This window comes from Pseudoflavonifractor capillosus, assembly GCF_016902575.1.
Lineage (GTDB): Bacteria > Bacillota > Clostridia > Oscillospirales > Oscillospiraceae > Enterenecus > Enterenecus capillosus_A.
The window spans coordinates 158,762-176,511 of the sequence record NZ_JACSNZ010000001.1; the positions used below are offsets into that span (position 1 = coordinate 158,762).

General features: G+C 59.8%; 16 protein-coding genes. All 16 read left to right on the forward strand.

Annotated elements, in window-relative coordinates:
• Nucleotides 1–25: 25 nt before the first annotated feature.
• The 16 genes from H9X86_RS00880 (at nt 26) to H9X86_RS00955 (ending at nt 17,747) form a co-directional block, all read left to right on the forward strand.
• Complete coding sequence (locus H9X86_RS00880; RefSeq protein ID WP_204899699.1) at nt 26–1,165, forward strand: exonuclease SbcCD subunit D; 1,140 nt, start codon at nt 26–28, stop codon at nt 1,163–1,165.
• On the forward strand, nt 1,162–3,945 hold the full coding sequence (locus H9X86_RS00885; RefSeq protein WP_204899700.1) for an AAA family ATPase: 2,784 nt from the start codon (nt 1,162–1,164) through the stop codon (nt 3,943–3,945). Before H9X86_RS00880 ends, H9X86_RS00885 begins: the two co-directional genes overlap by 4 nt.
• Before the next feature lie 227 nt (nt 3,946–4,172).
• The gene (locus H9X86_RS00890; protein WP_204899701.1) at nt 4,173–5,522 is read left to right on the forward strand and encodes a TrkH family potassium uptake protein; all 1,350 of its coding nucleotides are present in this window, start codon (nt 4,173–4,175) and stop codon (nt 5,520–5,522) included.
• A 13-nt stretch (nt 5,523–5,535) separates the two neighbouring features.
• Entirely contained in the window at nt 5,536–6,183 is a 648-nt protein-coding gene (locus tag H9X86_RS12835) for an NAD-binding protein (protein ID WP_204899702.1), read from the forward strand.
• Nucleotides 6,180–6,950, forward strand: coding sequence for a TrmH family RNA methyltransferase (locus H9X86_RS00900; protein ID WP_204899703.1), 771 nt, complete (start codon nt 6,180–6,182; stop codon nt 6,948–6,950). The genes H9X86_RS12835 and H9X86_RS00900 overlap by 4 nt, the downstream gene beginning before the upstream one ends.
• A 21-nt stretch (nt 6,951–6,971) precedes the next feature.
• Nucleotides 6,972–8,216, forward strand: a complete 1,245-nt coding sequence (dprA, locus tag H9X86_RS00905; protein ID WP_204899704.1) for a DNA-processing protein DprA — start codon at nt 6,972–6,974, stop codon at nt 8,214–8,216.
• Between the two features lie 6 nt (nt 8,217–8,222).
• Complete coding sequence (gene topA / locus H9X86_RS00910; protein WP_204899705.1) at nt 8,223–10,559, forward strand: type I DNA topoisomerase; 2,337 nt, start codon at nt 8,223–8,225, stop codon at nt 10,557–10,559.
• A gap of 23 nt (nt 10,560–10,582) precedes the next feature.
• Nucleotides 10,583–11,884 (forward strand): methylenetetrahydrofolate--tRNA-(uracil(54)-C(5))-methyltransferase (FADH(2)-oxidizing) TrmFO, encoded by a 1,302-nt coding sequence (gene trmFO, locus H9X86_RS00915; protein ID WP_204899706.1) that lies wholly within the window; start codon nt 10,583–10,585, stop codon nt 11,882–11,884.
• Between the two features lie 15 nt (nt 11,885–11,899).
• The gene (plsX, locus tag H9X86_RS00920; RefSeq protein WP_204899707.1) at nt 11,900–12,961 is read left to right on the forward strand and encodes a phosphate acyltransferase PlsX; all 1,062 of its coding nucleotides are present in this window, start codon (nt 11,900–11,902) and stop codon (nt 12,959–12,961) included.
• Between the two features lie 87 nt (nt 12,962–13,048).
• A complete protein-coding gene (locus H9X86_RS00925; protein ID WP_087229446.1) occupies nt 13,049–13,282 on the forward strand; it encodes an acyl carrier protein in 234 nt (77 codons plus the stop codon).
• Between the two features lie 58 nt (nt 13,283–13,340).
• Nucleotides 13,341–14,024 carry a ribonuclease III gene (gene rnc, locus H9X86_RS00930; protein ID WP_204899708.1) on the forward strand — a complete coding sequence of 228 codons (684 nt, stop codon included), beginning with the start codon at nt 13,341–13,343 and terminating at the stop codon, nt 14,022–14,024.
• 98 nt (nt 14,025–14,122) lie between these two features.
• Nucleotides 14,123–14,935, forward strand: coding sequence for a segregation and condensation protein A (locus H9X86_RS00935; protein ID WP_346011399.1), 813 nt, complete (start codon nt 14,123–14,125; stop codon nt 14,933–14,935).
• Nucleotides 14,926–15,528 carry an SMC-Scp complex subunit ScpB gene (scpB, locus tag H9X86_RS00940; protein WP_204899709.1) on the forward strand — a complete coding sequence of 201 codons (603 nt, stop codon included), beginning with the start codon at nt 14,926–14,928 and terminating at the stop codon, nt 15,526–15,528. The genes H9X86_RS00935 and scpB overlap by 10 nt, the downstream gene beginning before the upstream one ends.
• Complete coding sequence (locus H9X86_RS00945) at nt 15,525–16,169, forward strand: DUF2953 domain-containing protein (RefSeq protein WP_204899710.1); 645 nt, start codon at nt 15,525–15,527, stop codon at nt 16,167–16,169. The genes scpB and H9X86_RS00945 overlap by 4 nt, the downstream gene beginning before the upstream one ends.
• Nucleotides 16,162–16,563 carry a GerW family sporulation protein gene (gene ytfJ, locus H9X86_RS00950; RefSeq protein WP_204899711.1) on the forward strand — a complete coding sequence of 134 codons (402 nt, stop codon included), beginning with the start codon at nt 16,162–16,164 and terminating at the stop codon, nt 16,561–16,563. The genes H9X86_RS00945 and ytfJ overlap by 8 nt, the downstream gene beginning before the upstream one ends.
• A gap of 47 nt (nt 16,564–16,610) precedes the next feature.
• Complete coding sequence (locus H9X86_RS00955) at nt 16,611–17,747, forward strand: D-alanyl-D-alanine carboxypeptidase family protein (protein ID WP_204899712.1); 1,137 nt, start codon at nt 16,611–16,613, stop codon at nt 17,745–17,747.
• Nucleotides 17,748–17,750 lie beyond the last annotated feature (3 nt).

Consider the following 17,750-nt stretch of genomic DNA (forward strand, 5'->3'; position numbering starts at 1 on the left):
AAGACGTTAGGAGTAACATTCATATATGAAATTCATCCATCTATCCGACCTGCATCTGGGAAAGCGGGTCAATGAGTTCTCTATGATCCAGGATCAGCGGTATATGCTGGAGCAAATACTCTCCATCATCCGTGCCGAGCAGCCCCAGGGGGTGCTCATTGCCGGGGACGTGTACGACAAGGCTGTGCCCACGGCGGAGGCGGTGGGGCTGCTGGACGAGTTTCTTGTCCGACTGGCGCAAGAGCGGCTTCAGGTATTTCTCATCAGCGGCAACCATGACTCTCCGGAGCGGCTGGCCTTTGGTGGGCGACTGATGGAGCATAGCGGCATTCACATCTCCCCGGTGTACGACGGACACACCGCCGTGTACACCCTGGAGGATGCCTACGGCCCTGTGCGGGTATACTTGCTTCCCTTCGTCAAGCCCGCCCATGTGCGTCGGTATTTTCCTCAGCGGGAGATCGACAGCTATACGGATGGGGTACGCACGGCCATTGAGGCCATGGGAGTGGATGAAGACGTCCGCAATGTGCTGGTGACCCATCAGTTTGTCACCGGGGCCACCCGGTGTGACTCCGAGGAGTGCTCGGTGGGGGGATCAGACAATGTGGATGTGTCGGTATTTGACTCCTTTGACTATGTGGCTCTGGGCCATCTCCACGGTCCCCAGAGCGTGGGGCGGGCGGAGGTGCGCTACTGTGGCACCCCGCTGAAATACTCCTTCTCTGAGGCCAAGCATGAAAAATCCGTCACGGTGGTGGAGATGGAGGCGAAGGGGACAATACACATCCGAACAGTGCCCCTCACCCCCATGCGGGATTTGGTAGAGCTGCGGGGCAGCTATGACCAGCTGAGCCTGCGGGAATTTTACCAGAAGGGCGGCTATCAGCAGGACTATGTCCACATCACCCTCACCGACGAGGAGGACATTCCGGACGGTCTGGGAAAGCTGCGTATCATCTATCCCTATCTGATGAAGCTGGACTATGACAATCAGCGTACCCGCAGTCAGCAGCAGGTGGAGGGGACAGAGAATGTGGAGAGAAAATCCCCTCTGGAGCTGCTGGAGGAGTTTTATCAAGTACAAAATGGACAGCCCATGGGGGAGCAACAGCGGGAGTTTGCCCGTGGCCTCGTGGAGTCCATCTGGGAGGACGAGAGATGAGACCGCTGAAACTCACCATGAGCGCCTTTGGCCCCTACGCCGGGCAGGTGGAGCTGGACCTGGAGCAGCTGGGCCGACGGGGACTGTACCTCATCACCGGGGACACCGGGGCGGGGAAGACCACCATCTTTGACGCCATCACCTATGCGCTGTACGGGGAGCCCAGCGGAGATAACCGGGATCCCTCCATGTTTCGCTCCAAGTACGCCCGGCCGGATACCCCCACCCAGGTGGAACTGGTGTTCTCCTATGGACATCAGGTGTATCGGGTGCGGCGCAGCCCTGAATATGAGCGCCCGGCCAAGCGGGGCTCCGGCACCACGGTGCAGCGGGCGGAGGCGGAATTGCAGCTTCCGGATGGACGGCTGGTGACCAGACCTCGGGAGGTCACAGCGGAAATTGTGGAGATCATAGGGGTGGATCGCAGTCAGTTCTGTCAAATCGCCATGATCGCCCAGGGTGACTTTCTCAAGCTGCTGCTGGCGGACACCAAAAGCCGTCAGGAGATCTTCCGCAAGCTGTTCCAGACCCGTCCCTATCTGGTGTTTCAAGAGAAGTTAAAAAGTGAGTCCGGGGCCTTGCAAAAGCAGTGTGAGGCGGCCCGGGCCAGCCTCCGGCAGTATATGAGCGGAATCCTTTGTGGTTCTGAGGACGAGTGCTTTGAGCAGGTCCAACAGGCAAGAGAGGGGCAAATGCTCATAGCAGACACAGAGGCGCTGCTCCAGACCCTGCTGGAGCGGGATGGACGCAGCAAGGCGCACTGGAGTGAGACGTGGGACAAGCTGGAGCAGGAGATGCAAGAGGTGACTGCGCTGCTGAGCAAGGCGGAGGAGGCACAAAAGACCCAAAACAAGCTGAAAACAGCCCGGGAGAAACGGGAAGAGGCCCAGACCAAGCTGGAGCTAGCCCAAAAGCAGCTGGAGGCAGAGGTGGAACAGAACTCCCACCGGGAGGCCGTGGAATCGGAACGAGCCGCCCTGGAGGCACAGCTGCCCAGCTATGAGAGATTGGAGCAGCTGTGGACGACCCTGGGCCAACTGACCCAGGACATCCACAGCCAGGAGCAGGCCTTGGCACAGCAGCAACGTACCCGGGACGCCCAGGCCCGGGAGCTTGCACAGTGGAGGGAGGAACTTTTCCAACTGGCCCAGACCCCGGCCCTGCGCCAACGGCTGCTGGGAGAGCAGACCCAGGAATTGGACAGGCAGCGGAAACTGGAGGGGCTGGAGGAGCTGTTGCAGCGCTGTACCCAGGCCCAGAGTGAGCTGGAGCAGGCCCAGACGGAGTATCGGGCAGCCAGAGACCGGGCAGAGCAGGCCAAAGAGGACTATGAGAGGAAAAATCGGGCATTTTTGGACGAGCAGGCGGGCCTGTTGGCTCAAAACCTGGAGGAGGGGCAGCCCTGCCCGGTGTGCGGCTCTGTCCACCATCCTGCCCCTGCGCCCCTCTCTCTGGAGGCCCCCACAGAGGCGCAGCTTCATCAGGCGCAAGGGGTATGGGAATCTGCCCGACAGATGGCCACCCAGCGCAGTGTGGAGGCAGGGGAGAAGAAGACTGCCCTGGAGGAGCGTCAGCAGCAGCTGTTGCCCCAGATGGCAGAGCTTGTGGATGCCAAAAAACTGGGGGCGGATCACCTGTTGGAGGCTGCGGCCCAGCCCATCCGGGAGGCAGTGAAACAGGCTCATCAGCGGCTGGAGCAGATACACAACCAGCTGGTCCAGGCGGATCAGGCCCTGAAGCGGAAAGCAGAGCTGGAGCGCTGCCTGCCCCAGAGAGAGGAGAGCCTCAGCGCCTTGGAGGTGGCCATTGGCTTGGCTCGGGAGTCCCTGGCCGGAGCGCAAAGCCGCAGAGAGGAGCTGGAGGGGCAGCTGAGAGCCTTGACAACGCAGCTGGGGTATCCGGAGGCATCCCAGGCCAGACAGCGGCTGAGCCAGCTCACCCAGCAGCTCAAGGCCATGGATCAGGCACAAAAGGCCGCCCAAGAGCGGGTCAACAGCTGTAAACTGGAGGTGGCTGGTGCGGATGCTGCCATCCAGGAGCTATCCCAGCTGCTGGAGCATGGACTGGCCATAGATGTGCAGGCCCAGCAGGCCCGCCGGGAGGAACTGACCCGGCAGCGGGAGTTGGCCGAAAACGTCCAGCGGGAGCTGCACACCCGGATGTCCACCAATGCTGGAGTTTTGGCGCATATTCAGGAAAAGTCGGCGGCGCTGGGAGAGTTGGAAGGGCGGTACACCTGGGTGTGTGCCCTGTCCAACACCGCCAACGGCAACCTGTCCGGCAAGGAGAAGGTCGCCCTGGAGACCTACATTCAAATGACTTACTTTGACCGCATTCTCCGAAGGGCCAATCTGCGGCTGCTGGCCATGACCGGGGGACAGTATGAACTCAGGCGCCGCAGGTCGGCGGAGAATAACCGCAGCCAGAGCGGCTTGGAACTGGACGTGGTGGATCACTACAACGGCTCTGAGCGCAGCGTCAAGTCACTGTCCGGGGGAGAGTCCTTTCAGGCATCCCTGTCTCTGGCCCTGGGACTGGCAGACGAGGTGCAGTCCTCCGCTGGGGGTATTCGTCTGGACACCATGTTTGTGGACGAGGGCTTTGGCTCCCTGGATGAGGAGTCTCTTGCCCAGGCCATGGGGGCCCTCAGTGACCTGGCTCAGGGGGATCGCCTGGTGGGGATCATCTCTCATGTGGCCCAACTCAAGGAACGGATCGACAAGCAAATCGTGGTGCGCAAGGACAGCGTAGAGGGCAGCCATGTGGAGATTCTGATGTGAGATAGCGGCCAGCATAGGCCGGGAAAAGATAGGGTATTGAAAAATCAGGGGAAATAGGTATAATGTATCTGCATACACAAATGTGGCCAGAGACACGTCGGTGCCAGCGTGTGGGGAGTCCGTCGAGGGATTTTCCACAGCTGCACGGTGAAAACATCGGCCCAAATTCATACCGATAGAACTGCCTGTCGGTATGTTTTTGTATCTGAAATTGAGAGGTGTCGTCAATGAGCGGGGGAGGACGGCGAAGACGGGTGGTCAACTCCACCAGAGTCATCGCCTTTTCGTTTGCCGGGGTCATTTTGATGGGAGCGTTGCTGCTGATGCTGCCCATCTCCTCGGCGTCAGGGGAGAGCTGTGGGTTTATAACGGCGCTGTTTACCGCCACGTCTGCCACCTGTGTGACAGGATTGGTTCTGGTGGACACTCTGACCCAGTTTACTTTTTTCGGAGAAGTTGTGATATTGGTGCTCATCCAACTGGGCGGCTTGGGATTTATGAGTGTGATGTTCCTCTTGGCCAGCCTGGTGAGAAAGCGCATGTCCCTGAGCCAGCGGCTGATGATGGTGTCAGCCTTCAACCTCAATGATATGCACGACGTGGCCAAGATGGTGGGACATGCTTTTCGGTTCACCTTTACCATGGAAGCCATTGGTGCCGTGATCCTCACGGCCTGCTTCTTTCCCCGGTACGGGTTACAGGCCATTTGGAAGGGCATTTTTACAGCGGTGTCCGCCTTTTGTAACGCTGGCTTTGACCTTCTGGGGCCGGACAAGCTGGGCAGCCTTTCCACCTATGACAACAATCCGGTGGTGTTGCTCACCGTGGCGACCCTCATTGTCAGCGGTGGTCTGGGCTTTTTTGTGTGGGAGGAATTGTTGAGGAAGAGATCCTTCCGCAGATTGACACTGTACAGTAAGATGGTGCTGGTGATCACGGCTGCCCTGATTGTGGGCGGTGCCCTGTTTTTCCTGGCGGTGGAACATAAAAATCCTCAGACTCTGGGCAATATGCCTTGGTGGCAGCAGGGACTCAATGCGCTGTTCCAAGCTATCACCCTGCGCACGGCAGGATTTTTGAGCATTTCTCAGGGCGGGCTCCGGGAGGTGTCCCAGCTTGTGTGTATTCTCTTGATGCTGGTGGGCGGCTCGTCGGGCTCCACCGCAGGCGGCATCAAGACGGTGACCTTGGGCGTGCTGGTGCTGGCCATGCGGGCGGGCCTGCATGGACGCAGCAACGTCACCATCCGGGGACGCACCATTCCGCTGACCAAGGTGCTCTCGGCGGTGACTCTGGTGCTTGTGGTGTCTGCTATGTTCCTGTTCTCGTCCATTGCCATCTCTCTGGTGGACGGGGTGTCCTATTTGGCGGCGGCCTATGAGACCGCTTCGGCTTTGGGGACGGTGGGCTTGACCACCGGAATTACCCCCACGCTGTCCACGTTCTCCCACCTGTTGCTGGTGGCTATGATGTATTTGGGTCGGGTGGGGGTGCTCTCCTTCTCGGTGGCATTTTTGTCCCAGGGCGGGAAACAGAGCCGTGTGATCTACCCGGAAAGTGATGTTATGATCGGCTGATGGAGGTGCTTTTGTGAAAAACTTTGCAGTGTTTGGGCTGGGCCGTTTTGGTACGGCAGTGGCCAGAGAATTGTTTGAAGTGGGCCACGATGTGCTGGCTGTGGATGTGGATCCGGAGCGGGTGCAAAGTGTGGCTGACCTGGTGACCCATGCGGTGGCCGGCGACGCCCGAGACCCGGCGGTGCTCAACGCCCTGGGCATCGGGGAGTACGACTGTGCTGTGGTGGCCGTGGGCAACGATGTGGGCAGCAGCGCTTTGATTACCATGCGCCTCAAGGAGGCCGGAGTGCCCAAGGTGGTGTGCAAGGCCATGAGTCATGTCCACCAGCGCCTGCTGGAAAAGGTGGGGGCGGATCATGTGGTGTTTCCAGAACACGAGATGGGAATCAAGGTGGCCCAGGGTCTGGCCCGTTCCAACATTCTCAACTACATTGAACTGTCCGATGACTACGGCCTTGTGGAGGTGGATTTGCCCGACCACTGGGAGGGTAAGACCATCCGGAGTTTGGACATCCGTGCCAAGTACGCCCTGAACGTCATTGCCGTGCGCCGTGGCCAGGACGTCAATGTCTCTCCGGGTGCAGACTATGTGCTCATGACCCACGACAAGCTCATGGTACTGGGCCGGGACGACGACATTGCCAAGATCTGCGACAAATGAGACATGAGATCATATCCAGCCGTTCCAATCCCCTGGTTTCACGACTGCGCAAGCTCAATGCCCGTCGTGCAGTCCGGCGGGAAGAAGGGGTCTTTGTGGGTGAGGGACCCAAGCTGCTGGGCGAGGCGGTACGCTGGCAGGTGCCGTTGGAGACGGTGATCTACGCCACCGGAACCCAGCTGCCTGCCCTGCCTGATTCCGTGCGAATGGTGGAGGTGCCCGACTCGCTGCTCCAGGCAGTGGCTCAGACCCAGACCCCCCAAGGTGTGGTCTTCATCGGGCAGACGCCCCCTATGGAACTGCCCAAGAAGCTGACAGGAAGCCGTTACCTCATCCTGGATGGGGTGCAGGACCCGGGCAATGTGGGCACCATCTGGCGCACAGCCGACGCCTTTGGGGCGGACGGGCTGATTTTGTGCCAGGGCTGTGCAGATCCCTGGGGGCCCAAGACCGTGCGCGCCACCATGGGGGCTGCATTCCGCCTGCCTGTGTGGGAGACAACCTTGGAGGAGGCGGCAGCACGGCTGAGGGAGGCAGACATTCCCCTCTACGCCACCGCCCTGCGGGAGGATACCCGGGATGTGCGGGAGCTGCCCTTGGGGCGCAGCGGAGTCATCATCGGCAGCGAAGGGCAGGGCGTGTCCCAGCTGGCCCTGGAGCTGTGCCGCCAGACGGTGAAAATCCCCATGCTGGAGCGGTGTGAGTCCCTCAATGCCGCTGTGGCGGCATCGGTGGTGCTGTGGGAGATGGCGAGGCCTGTTTTATGAAGAAAGAGAGGGGGAAGTGGGGTGTCCCACTTGAAATATTGGCTGTGGCTATCCACCCGGAAGGGGCTGGCCGGTGTGTCCATGCAGCGGGTGTTGGATCATTTCGGCGGAGTGGAACGGGTATACTTTGCCCAAGGGCGAGAGCTGGATGAGCTGACATGGCTGCAAGGGTATGTCAAGGCTTCCCTGCGTGACAAATCCATGGCGGGTGTGGATCGGATCTTGGATCGGTGCGACCAGCTGGACATCCGGGTGATGACCCGGCAGGACGCAGCCTACCCCCAGCGGTTGGAAGCCATTGCCCAGCCTCCTCTGGTACTCTACGCCAAGGGACGTCCCATCGCCCTGGACGACGAGGTGGCCATTGCCATGGTGGGCACCCGCAGCTGCACCCCCTACGGGGAGCGGGTAGCGGGAAAATTGGCGATGGAGCTGACCCATGGGGGCGCCCTGGTGGTGTCCGGCATGGCCCAAGGTATTGATGCGGCTGCCGTGCGGGGAGCACTGATGGCAGGCGGCACTGTGGTCAGCGTAGTGGCGGGAGGTATGGACGTGGTCTACCCCCGCTATCACCGTCATCTGTATGAGGATGTGGCGGCCAGTGGACTGCTCCTCTCGGAATATCCCCCAGGGACGGAACATAAGGCCGGACACTTTCCCGCCCGCAATCGCATACTCAGCGGGCTGTCTCTGGGTGTGGTGGTGGTGGAAAGTCCCCGGAAAGGGGGCGCTCTCATCACCGCCAACCATGCCCTGGATCAAAACCGGGATGTGTATGCGGTGCCCGGCGCCATAGATGCCCCGGCCAGTGAGGGCACCAACCGTTTGATCCAGGAGGGAGCGGCCAAGCTGGTGACCTGCGGGGAGGATATTTTGTGTGAATGGCGAGACCGATTCCCGGTCAAATTAGGGGTACACCCCCCGCTGGACCCCCAGGTTGTGGAGCAGCGGCTGCACAATCTGGAGCAGGAGCAGCAGCTGGATCAGCCGGTGAAATCGTCTTCCAGTCAGGAAAAAGAGGTTGACAATCGGGAAAGCTTGGAATATATTGACTGGAAGGAGTGCCGAAAAAACCTCACCGATGATGAGCAGGAGATGCTTCTGGCCCTGCAAGAGGGTGCCAGAGCCACGGACGGGCTGGTGGAACAGACGCAACGGCCTGCCAGACGTGTGTTGGCGGCACTGACCATGCTGCAACTGCAGGGATACGTGACCCAGGAAAAGGACAAGAAGTTCCGGGCCACGGTGAGACTGAAAACGGAGTAATTATCTATGGGAAAAACGAATTTGGTGATTGTAGAGTCACCAGCTAAGGCGAAAACCATTGGAAAATATCTTGGCCCGGACTACCAGGTGAAGGCGTCCATGGGCCATGTGCGGGATCTGCCCAAGAGCAAGCTGGGGGTGGATGTGACTACCTTTGAGCCGGACTACCAGGACATCAAGGACAAAGAGGAGACCATTTCTGACCTGAGAAAGGCCGCCAAGGCCAGCCAGCGTGTCTATCTGGCCACCGACCCTGACCGGGAAGGTGAAGCTATTTCTTGGCACTTGCAGTCCGTGCTGGGGGTACCCAAGGAGAAGACCTGCCGGGTGACCTTCAATGAGATCACCCGCAAGGTGGTCACCGAGTCCATCGCCTCCCCCCGAGAGATCGACCAGAACCTGGTGGATGCCCAGCAGGCCCGGCGCATTTTGGACCGCATTGTGGGCTACCAGCTCTCTCCGCTGCTGTGGAAGAAGATTCGCCGGGGACTGTCCGCTGGCCGTGTGCAGTCGGTGGCTACCCGCCTGGTGGTGGAGCGGGAGGAGGAGATCCGTGCGTTTGTGCCCAAGGAGTACTGGTCTATCACTGCCGACCTGGGCCGTATCGCCCCCAACATCGGTGCATTCCGGGCCGAGTTCTATGGCCGGGACAAGAAGATGGAGTTGTGCAGTGAGCAGGAGGTTCAGGAGGTTATAAATGCTGTAAAGGCTGATACCTTTACTGTTCGTGCAGTGAAGCGGCAGGACAAGAAACGCAATCCTGCCCCGCCCTTTATCACCTCCACTTTGCAGCAGGAGGCTTCCCGCAAGCTGAACATGACCCCTCGGCGCACCATGTCTGTGGCCCAACAGCTGTACGAAGGCGTGGACATCGCCGGAGAGGGTACTGTGGGTCTGATTACCTATATGAGAACTGACTCTCTGCGCCTGTCTGAGGAGGCGCTGGCAGCAGCCAAAACCTTCATCCAGGCCCGGTACGGCAAGGAGTACTATCCGGAAAAGACCCGTCACTTCAAGGCCAAGGACTCTGCCCAGGACGCCCACGAGGCCATTCGTCCCTCCGATGTGAACCTCACCCCGGAGCAGCTGAAGAAGGATTTGACCAGCGAGCAATACCGGCTCTACAAGCTGATCTGGAGCCGTTTTCTGGCCTGCCAGATGGCACAGGCCGTTTATGACAGTGTGTCCATCGAGGTGGAGAGTGCCGGGTATCAGTTCCGGGCCAGCCACTCCTCCATCAAGTTCTCCGGCTTCACTGCGGTGTACGAGGAGAGCCGGGATGACGAGGACGAGGCACCCCAGTCTCCGCTGCCTGATTTGAAGGAGGGGGAGGCGCTGCGTCTGGACGAGCTCAGCCCCGCCCAGCACTTCACCCAGCCCCCCGCCCGGTTTACCGAGGCCACCCTCATCCGGGCCCTGGAGGAGAAAGGCATTGGCCGTCCTTCCACCTACGCCCCCACCATTTCCACCATCACCGACCGGGAGTACGTGGTTAAGGAGGGCAAGCACCTGCGCCCCACTCCTCTGGGAGAAGTGGTGACAGGTCTGATGAAGGACAAGTTTTCCGACATCGTAGATCCTGCCTTTACCGCCCAGATGGAGCAACGGCTGGACAAGGTGGAGACGGGTGAGGTGAACTGGAAGCAGGTACTGTCCGACTTCTACACCGACTTCGATGAGGAGATGAAGAAGGCGGAGACGGAGCTGGATGGTGAGCGCATCAAGGTGCCCGACGAGGTCTCTGAGGAGATCTGCCCCGAGTGCGGACGTAACCTGGTGGTGAAGTCCGGCCGATTTGGCCGCTTCCTGGCCTGCCCCGGCTGGCCGGAGTGCAACTTCACCATGCCTTTGGTGGTGGAGATGCCGGGCAAGTGCCCCCTGTGCGGCGGCCGTCTGGTCAAGCGCACCGGCACCAGCAAAAAGACCCACAAGCAGTACACATACTACTGCTGCGAGCACCTCAACAGCAAGGACGAGAGTCGGCGCTGTGAGTTCCGCACCTGGGATGTGCCGGTGAAGGACTACTGCCCCGAGTGTGGCCATACCATGTTCAAAAAGGCAGGGCGGGGTTACAAGCGACCTTTCTGTATCAACGAGAAATGTCCCAACTTCCTGCCCGAGGAGAAGCGGGGTGGCTTCCGCAAAAAGACGGAGGAAGGGGAGGGCACTGCCACCGCTGAGTCCCAAGCAGAGCAGGAGACCCCCAAGAAAAAGACGGCGGCCAAGAAGACTACGGCCAAGAAGAGCACTACCAAGAAAACGACGGCCAAGTCCACCACCGCCAAAAAGACCACCACGAAGAAAACCTTGACCAAGGCTGCCAAGCAGGCGGAAGAGGCCTGAGGGAAGATAAAGGAACGCGATATATGAATGTGACCATCATTGGCGCCGGTCTGGCCGGCTGCGAAGCGGCCTGGCAGTTGGCCCAGCGGGGGATCGGGGTGACCCTGCATGAGATGAAGCCCCACAAGATGACCCCCGCCCACCACAGCACAGGCTTTGCCGAGCTGGTGTGCTCCAATTCCCTGCGCTCCGACCAGCTGGAGAATGCGGTGGGGCTGCTGAAAGAGGAGCTGCGCCGTTGCGGTTCCCTCATCCTGCGCTGTGCCGACCAGACCCGTGTGGAGGCAGGCGGCGCCCTGGCTGTGGATCGGGAGGCATTCTCCCAGGCGGTGACGGATGCCGTGCGGGCCCATCCCCTCATCACTGTGGTGGAGGGAGAGGTGACCCAGATTCCGGAGGGTGAGGTCATCATTGCCAGCGGCCCCCTCACTTCCGAGGGGCTGTCCGGGGAGATCGCCAAGCTGTTCCCCAACGCCGGATATCTGAACTTTTATGATGCTGCGGCTCCCATCGTCACCTTTGAGAGCATTGACATGGATCATGCCTGGTTTGCCTCTCGGTATGACCGGGGCACGGCAGACTACATCAACTGCGCCATGAGTCAGGAGGAGTACCTGGCCTTCTGGACAGAGCTTTGCAAGGCCGAGGAGGCCCCCGTCCACGGCTTCGAGGACGGGCGTGTGTTTGAAGGGTGTATGCCCGTGGAGGTGATGGCCCGCCGGGGCGAGCAGACTCTGTGCTTTGGTCCCCTCAAGCCCAAGGGCCTGCCCGATCCCAAGACGGGGAAGGAGCCATACGCCGTGGTGCAGCTGCGCCGGGACAATGCCCAGGGTACCCTGTACAACATCGTGGGCTTCCAGACTCACTTGAAGTGGGGGGAGCAGAAGCGGGTGTTCTCCATGATCCCCGCTTTGGCCCATGCCGAGTATGTGCGCTACGGGGTGATGCACCGCAACACCTACCTGGATTCTCCCCGCCTGCTGGATGCCTACTACCGGGTGCGGGGCCAGGAGCGCATCTGCTTTGCCGGACAGATCACCGGGGTGGAGGGCTATGTGGAGTCCACCGCCTCCGGCTTTGTGGCCGGGGTGGAGCTGGCAAACCGCCTGCTGGGCAAGCCTGCGGTGGATTTTCCCCGGGAGACCGCTTTGGGTGCGCTGGCTCAGTATGTGAGCAATGAGAGCGTGGTGGACTTCCAGCCCATGAACATCAATTTTGGAATTATGCCCCCCCTGGGCTATAAGGTGAAGGGGAAACGAAATAAAAATGCCGAGCTGTCCCGCCGCTCCCTGGAGCTGGTGGACGCCCTGGCCGAGAAGCTGTAACAAGGAGGGTCGGAGATGAAGATCATAGTAGACGCCATGGGTGGAGACAATGCACCAGAGGCACCAGTGCGAGGTGCGCTGGATGCCATGGCTGAGTACGGTGTAGAGGTGGTGCTGGTGGGCCGGGGTGAGGACATCCTGGCAGCTTTGCACAAGGAGGGGGTTTCAGAGCTTCCCGCTGGTCTGGAGATCTCCCATGCCGACCAGGTGGTGGAGATGTGCGACAATCCCGCCACTGCCTTCAAGGAGAAGAAGGACTCCTCTTTGACGGTGGGCCTGAACCTGCTCAAAAGCGGCGCAGGAGATGCCTTTGTCTCCGCTGGCTCCACAGGAGCACTGCTCTCCGCCGCTACGCTCATGACCAAGCGCATCAAGGGCATCCGCCGAGCTGCCCTGGCCCCTGTGGTGCCCACAGGCACCGGCGGGGCTGTGCTCATTGACTGCGGTGCTACCGCTGAGTGCACCCCGGAATTTCTGCTCCAGTTTGCCTTTATGGGCAGCTATTATGCCGAGCGGGTTCTGGGTCGCCCCGAGCCCAAGGTGGGCCTTTTGAACATCGGGGCGGAGCCCTCCAAGGGCACCGACCTGCAGCGGGAGGCCTATGTGCTGCTGCAAAAGGCTGCCAGTGAGGGGCGCATCAACTTCGTGGGGAATGTGGAGGCCCGGGAGGCTGTGTCCGGCAGCGTGGACGTGATCGTCACCGACGGCTATTCGGGCAACATCTTCCTCAAGACCATGGAGGGCGTGGGTATCTTTATGGGTCGTGAGATCAAGAAAATGTTCCTCAAGAGTTTGAAGACCAAGATCGCTGCCCTGCTGGTGAAGGATGAACTGCGTCAGTTCAAAAAGCTCATGGATGCCGGTGAGGTGGGCGGAACCCCGCTGATGGGCATTTCCAAGCCTGTCATCAAGGCCCACGGCTCCTCCGACGGCTTTGCCATGAAAAACGCCATTCGCCAGGCCATGGAGTACAGCAAGTCGGGGATCATTGAGGACATCACGGAAAATGTGGAGTATATGCGCCTGCCTGTGAAGGGCCTGGTGAAAAAAGAGACGGCATCTGAGCCTGCCGAGTAAAAACCGTCAAAAAGACTCTTGACAGTGGAGCGCCAAGCCCCTATTATGTTTCTTACATAAGCCACACAAAAGGAGCTTGAGAAAAATATGTTTGAAAAACTGTGTGCCCTGATTGCCGAGCAATTTGGCGTGGACGCCGATGCCATTACCAAGGATACCGCCTTCGTGGATGAGTTGGGTGCTGACTCTGTGGATCTGGTAGACCTGTCCATGGCCTTGGAAGAGGAGTTCGGCATGGAGGAGATGGAAGAAGAGGAAATCAGCTCCATCGTCACCGTGGGTGACCTGTACAAGTATATGCAGGAGCACCTGGACCTGTAATAACGTATGATTTGGGAAAAGCCCTGCCGCAGGCGGGGCTTTTTCTGCGGAGGTTAGTATGAAGATACTGGAAGAGAAGTTAGGATATCATTTCAAAGATCAGTCTCTGCTGGAACACGCCATGACCCACAGCTCTTACGCCAACGAGCACCGCTCAGAGGGTGTGACCAGCAACGAACGTCTGGAATTTCTGGGGGACTCGGTGTTGGGTCTGGTGGTGGCACAGCATCTGTTTTCCTCACATCCCAATATGCCGGAAGGGGAACTGACCCGTACCCGTGCAGCCTTGGTGTGTGAGGAAAGCCTGTATGAAGTGGCCAAGACCCTGGATCTGGGTGCACACCTGAGACTGGGCAAGGGTGAGGCGGCCGGCGGTGGTCGTACCCGCCCGTCCATTTTGGCAGACGCCACCGAGGCCACCCTGGCCGCTGTGTACCTGGACGGGGGCATGGAGGCGGCCAGAAGCATCATCCGCACCTTTATCCTGGACAAGGAACAGGAAAAGGCGGTGGATCGGGACTATAAGACCGCTCTGCAAGAGCTGGTGCAGCGCAAGCCTGGGGTGAGTGTGAGCTATCACCTGGTGCGGGAGATCGGCCCCGACCATGCCCGCATTTTTGTCATGGAGGCCTCGGTGGACGGTGTCCCTGCCGGTCAGGGCAAGGGCCATACCAAGAAAGAGGCGGAGCAGAGGGCTGCCCGGGCCGCTTTGGAGAAATTGGCCGATCAAAACGCTGAATGAATGTGGGGTGTCCCTGGGCATAGCCCAGGGACACCCTTGTATTTTTGCGTAAACTTCGGTATAATATCCATGAATTTGCCGTATAAGGGGGGAGAAGTGTGGAAGTCCCGGTATATCATCTGGACAAGGTGGTAAAAGTGAGGAAAGAGGACATGGAGGACTTTGACGGCCCCCTGGATCTCATTCTCCATCTGCTGAGTAAAAATAAAATTGAGATCCGAGACATTCCCATCTCCCTGTTGTTGGACCAGTATCTGGAGTGGATGGAGCAGCGGGAGCGGCTGAACCTGGAGGTGGCCAGCGAATTTGTCATCATGGCTGCCCACCTGGTCTACATCAAGACCCGGATGCTCCTTTCCATTGACGATGAAGAGGCGCTGAGCGAAATGGAGCAGCTCATGGCGGCGCTGGAGGAGCACCAGCACCGGGAGAGCTATGCCCGCATCCAAGGAATCACCCAGGTGTTGGCGGGGCGGTATGCCTACGGGCGGGACTACCTGGTGGGCCAGCCCCAGCCTCTTCCCCAGGAGAAGACCTATCGGTATCAGCACCAGCCGGGGGATCTGACAGCGGCCATGGAGCGTCTTTTTCAGCGCGGTGAAGGAGTGGCTGCGCCGCCTACCCGGGCATTTCAGGGCATTGTGGGCCGGGAGCCTTACCCGGTGGAGACCAAGGCCCGGTGGATTTTGGATCAGCTGACCACTCTGGGCGTGACCCATTTCCGGTCACTGTTCCAGGGCAGCAAGAGCCGCTCAGAGATCGTAGCCACTTTTTTGGCGGTGCTGGAGCTGTGCAAGTCCAACCAGATCTACCTGGCAGGCAGCTGTGAGGACAGCACCTTGACCTGTACCCAACCGGCGGGGGAGACGCCCCAAGATACGGAAGACGGAGGCAGCCAAACATGGAATTGAAGGAGTTGGAACACACCATCGAGGGCATCCTATTTGCAGCGGGAGACCCGGTACCCATGGAGCGCCTGGCTACGGCTCTGGAGCAGGATGTGGAGACGGTGGAACGGGTGTGCAGCAGCCTGGCAGACGAGTATCGCTATCAGCGGCGGGGCATCTGCCTGGTGCGTACAGAGAACAGCTGGCAGATGTGCACAGCGCCGGAATACGCTCCGGATATCCGCAAGACTCTGGAGCACCGTAAGCCTGCCAAGCTGTCCCAGACCGCCCTGGAGGTGCTGGCCATTGTGGCCTATTTCCAGCCGGTGACCCGGGCCTACATTGAGCAGATCCGTGGGGTGGACAGCTCCTACACGGTGGGGCTGCTGCTGGAACGGCAGCTCATTGAAGAGGCGGGGCGGCTGGCGGTGCCGGGCAGGCCCATGCAGTTTCGCACCACCCATCATTTTCTGCGTACCTTCGGCCTGACCAGCCTGGACGACCTTCCTGAGCTGCCCTCTGCCACCCAGGAGGGCACCCAGCTGACCCTGGATCTGGAGTCAGCCATAGCCAAAATGCAAGAGGATGAGGGGACGCAGTCCCCGGGTGAAGTATGACGATTTGGATTGTACTGGGGTGCGTGGCCCTGGTTCTGGTGCTGCTTTGGATGACACCCCTGGGGGCCAAGGTGGGCTACGACCAGAAGGGGCTTGTGTTGGCGGTATCTGTGGGGCCTGTCGCCATTCCCGTGTACCCCAGGCCCAAGAAGAAGGATAAGAAGCCCAAAAAGAAAGACAGAAAGAAAAAGACACAGGCCCCAGCTGACCAGCAGGAGAAGCCTGCCAAAATGTTTCCGCTCTCCCTGAATTCCTGGCAGGAGTTCCGGCAATACCTGCCCCTGATCTGTGAGGCGGCAGGGGAGCTGCGGCGGAAGATGGTGGTGCAGCAGCTGAATGTCCAGCTGGTGTGGGCGGGAGAAAACCCTGCTGCCGCTGCCATCGGCTACGGGGTGATCCACGGAGTCATCGGAGGGCTTTGGAGTCTCATCGACGGCAGCTTCCGAGTGCGGAATCACAAGTTTGTGGTGGATCTGGACTATGAGAGCAAGGAGCCCCAGGTGTCTGCAAAGGCGGTACTCTCTCTGCGTGTGGGGCAGGCCGTCAGCTTTGGCATTCGATACGGCATGAAACTTGCCGCACAGCAGCGCAAACAGCGCAATGAAACCCATAATTCCAAGGAGGTAAATCACCATGAGTGAACAGAAGCATCCCATCAATGAGGTATTGCACACCACCATGAGTCGGATTCGTGAGATGGTGGACACCAACACGGTGGTAGGCCAGCCCATTGTCACCGCCGACGGCGTGACCATCATCCCTGTCTCAAAGCTGTCCTTTGGTTTTGCCACCGGCGGCTCCGACTTCGGCAAGACACCCAATGTGGAGAAGAACTTCGGCGGCGGAGCCGGGGCCGGGGTCAACGTCACCCCTGTGGCCTTCCTCATCGTCAAGGACGGCAGCGTGCGGCTTCTGCCTGTGGCGCCTCCCGCCGGGGACTCTGTGGGTCGTGTGGTGGATTTGGTGCCCGAGATGTTTGAAAAGGTCACCGGATATATCGACAAAAAGACCGGCGGGGATAAGAGCGGCGAATAAAGGCGATACTACTCCCATCTAATGAATTTGGATGGGAGTGACCTTTTTTGAGAAAAATTCTGGCCCTGTGCCTTTCGTTGACCATATTGGTTTCCCTGTATATCCCGGCAAGGGCGGTGTCCACCTCTGCCTCTGCGGCGGTGCTGATGGATGCCTCGTCGGGCCGGGTGCTGTACGACCAGGATATGCACACCCCTCGGCCCATTGCCAGCATTACCAAGCTGATGACGGCCCTGGTGGCAGTGGAGCAGACCTCTGACCTGTCCCAGGTTATCACCGTGGAACAGGCATGGCTGGAGGGGGTAGAGGGCTCCGCCCTCTATCTGAAGGCAGGGGATCAGCTGACCCTGGAGACTCTGCTCTATGGGCTGCTGCTCCAGTCGGGCAACGATGCTGCCCAGGTCATTGCCTGCTGGATTGGGGAGGACCTTGATGGGTTTGCCCAGCGGATGAATGAAAAGGCACAGGAGTTGGGCATGACCAACACCCATTTTACCAATCCCAGCGGACTGACGGACGAGGAGCACTACTCCTCCGCCTATGACATGGCCCTGCTGGCCTGCGCCTGTCTTCAAAATCCCACGGTGGCGGAGGTCTGTGCCACCCGTACCATCACCCTGGAGGGGCGCACCTTTGTCAATCACAACAAGCTGTTGTGGCTGGAGGAGGACTGCGTGGGCATGAAGACGGGGTACACGGAGGCTTCCGGCCGTACTCTGGTCTCAGCGGCCACCCAGGGAGCGCAGACCCTGGTGTGCGTCACCCTCAATGATTCCGACGACTGGGACGACCACCAGGCCCTGCTGGCCTACGGTTTTGACACCTATCCTGCCACCCAGCTGTGCGCCCAGGGAAAGGCTGTGGGACAGGTGGCGGTGGCAGGCAGCGTGTGCCCTGCCATCCCAGTGGTGGCCCAAGGGGATGCCTGGTACCCCTTGGAACAGGGGGAAGAACTGGAGATGCAGCTGGATGTGTTCCAGCCCCTCACGGCACCCATTCCCCAAGGTACCCAAGTGGGGAATGCCCGTTGGGTGCTCCAGGGGGAAGTGGTGGCGGAAATGTCCCTGCTGGCAGGGACAGAGGTGACCGATGACCAGTGGAAGCCATCGGCACTGGTGCGCTGGTGGATGGGCCTGTGGGGCAAGAAGTGGGAGCAAACCGTGCCTGGCATGGGACTGATTTGAGTG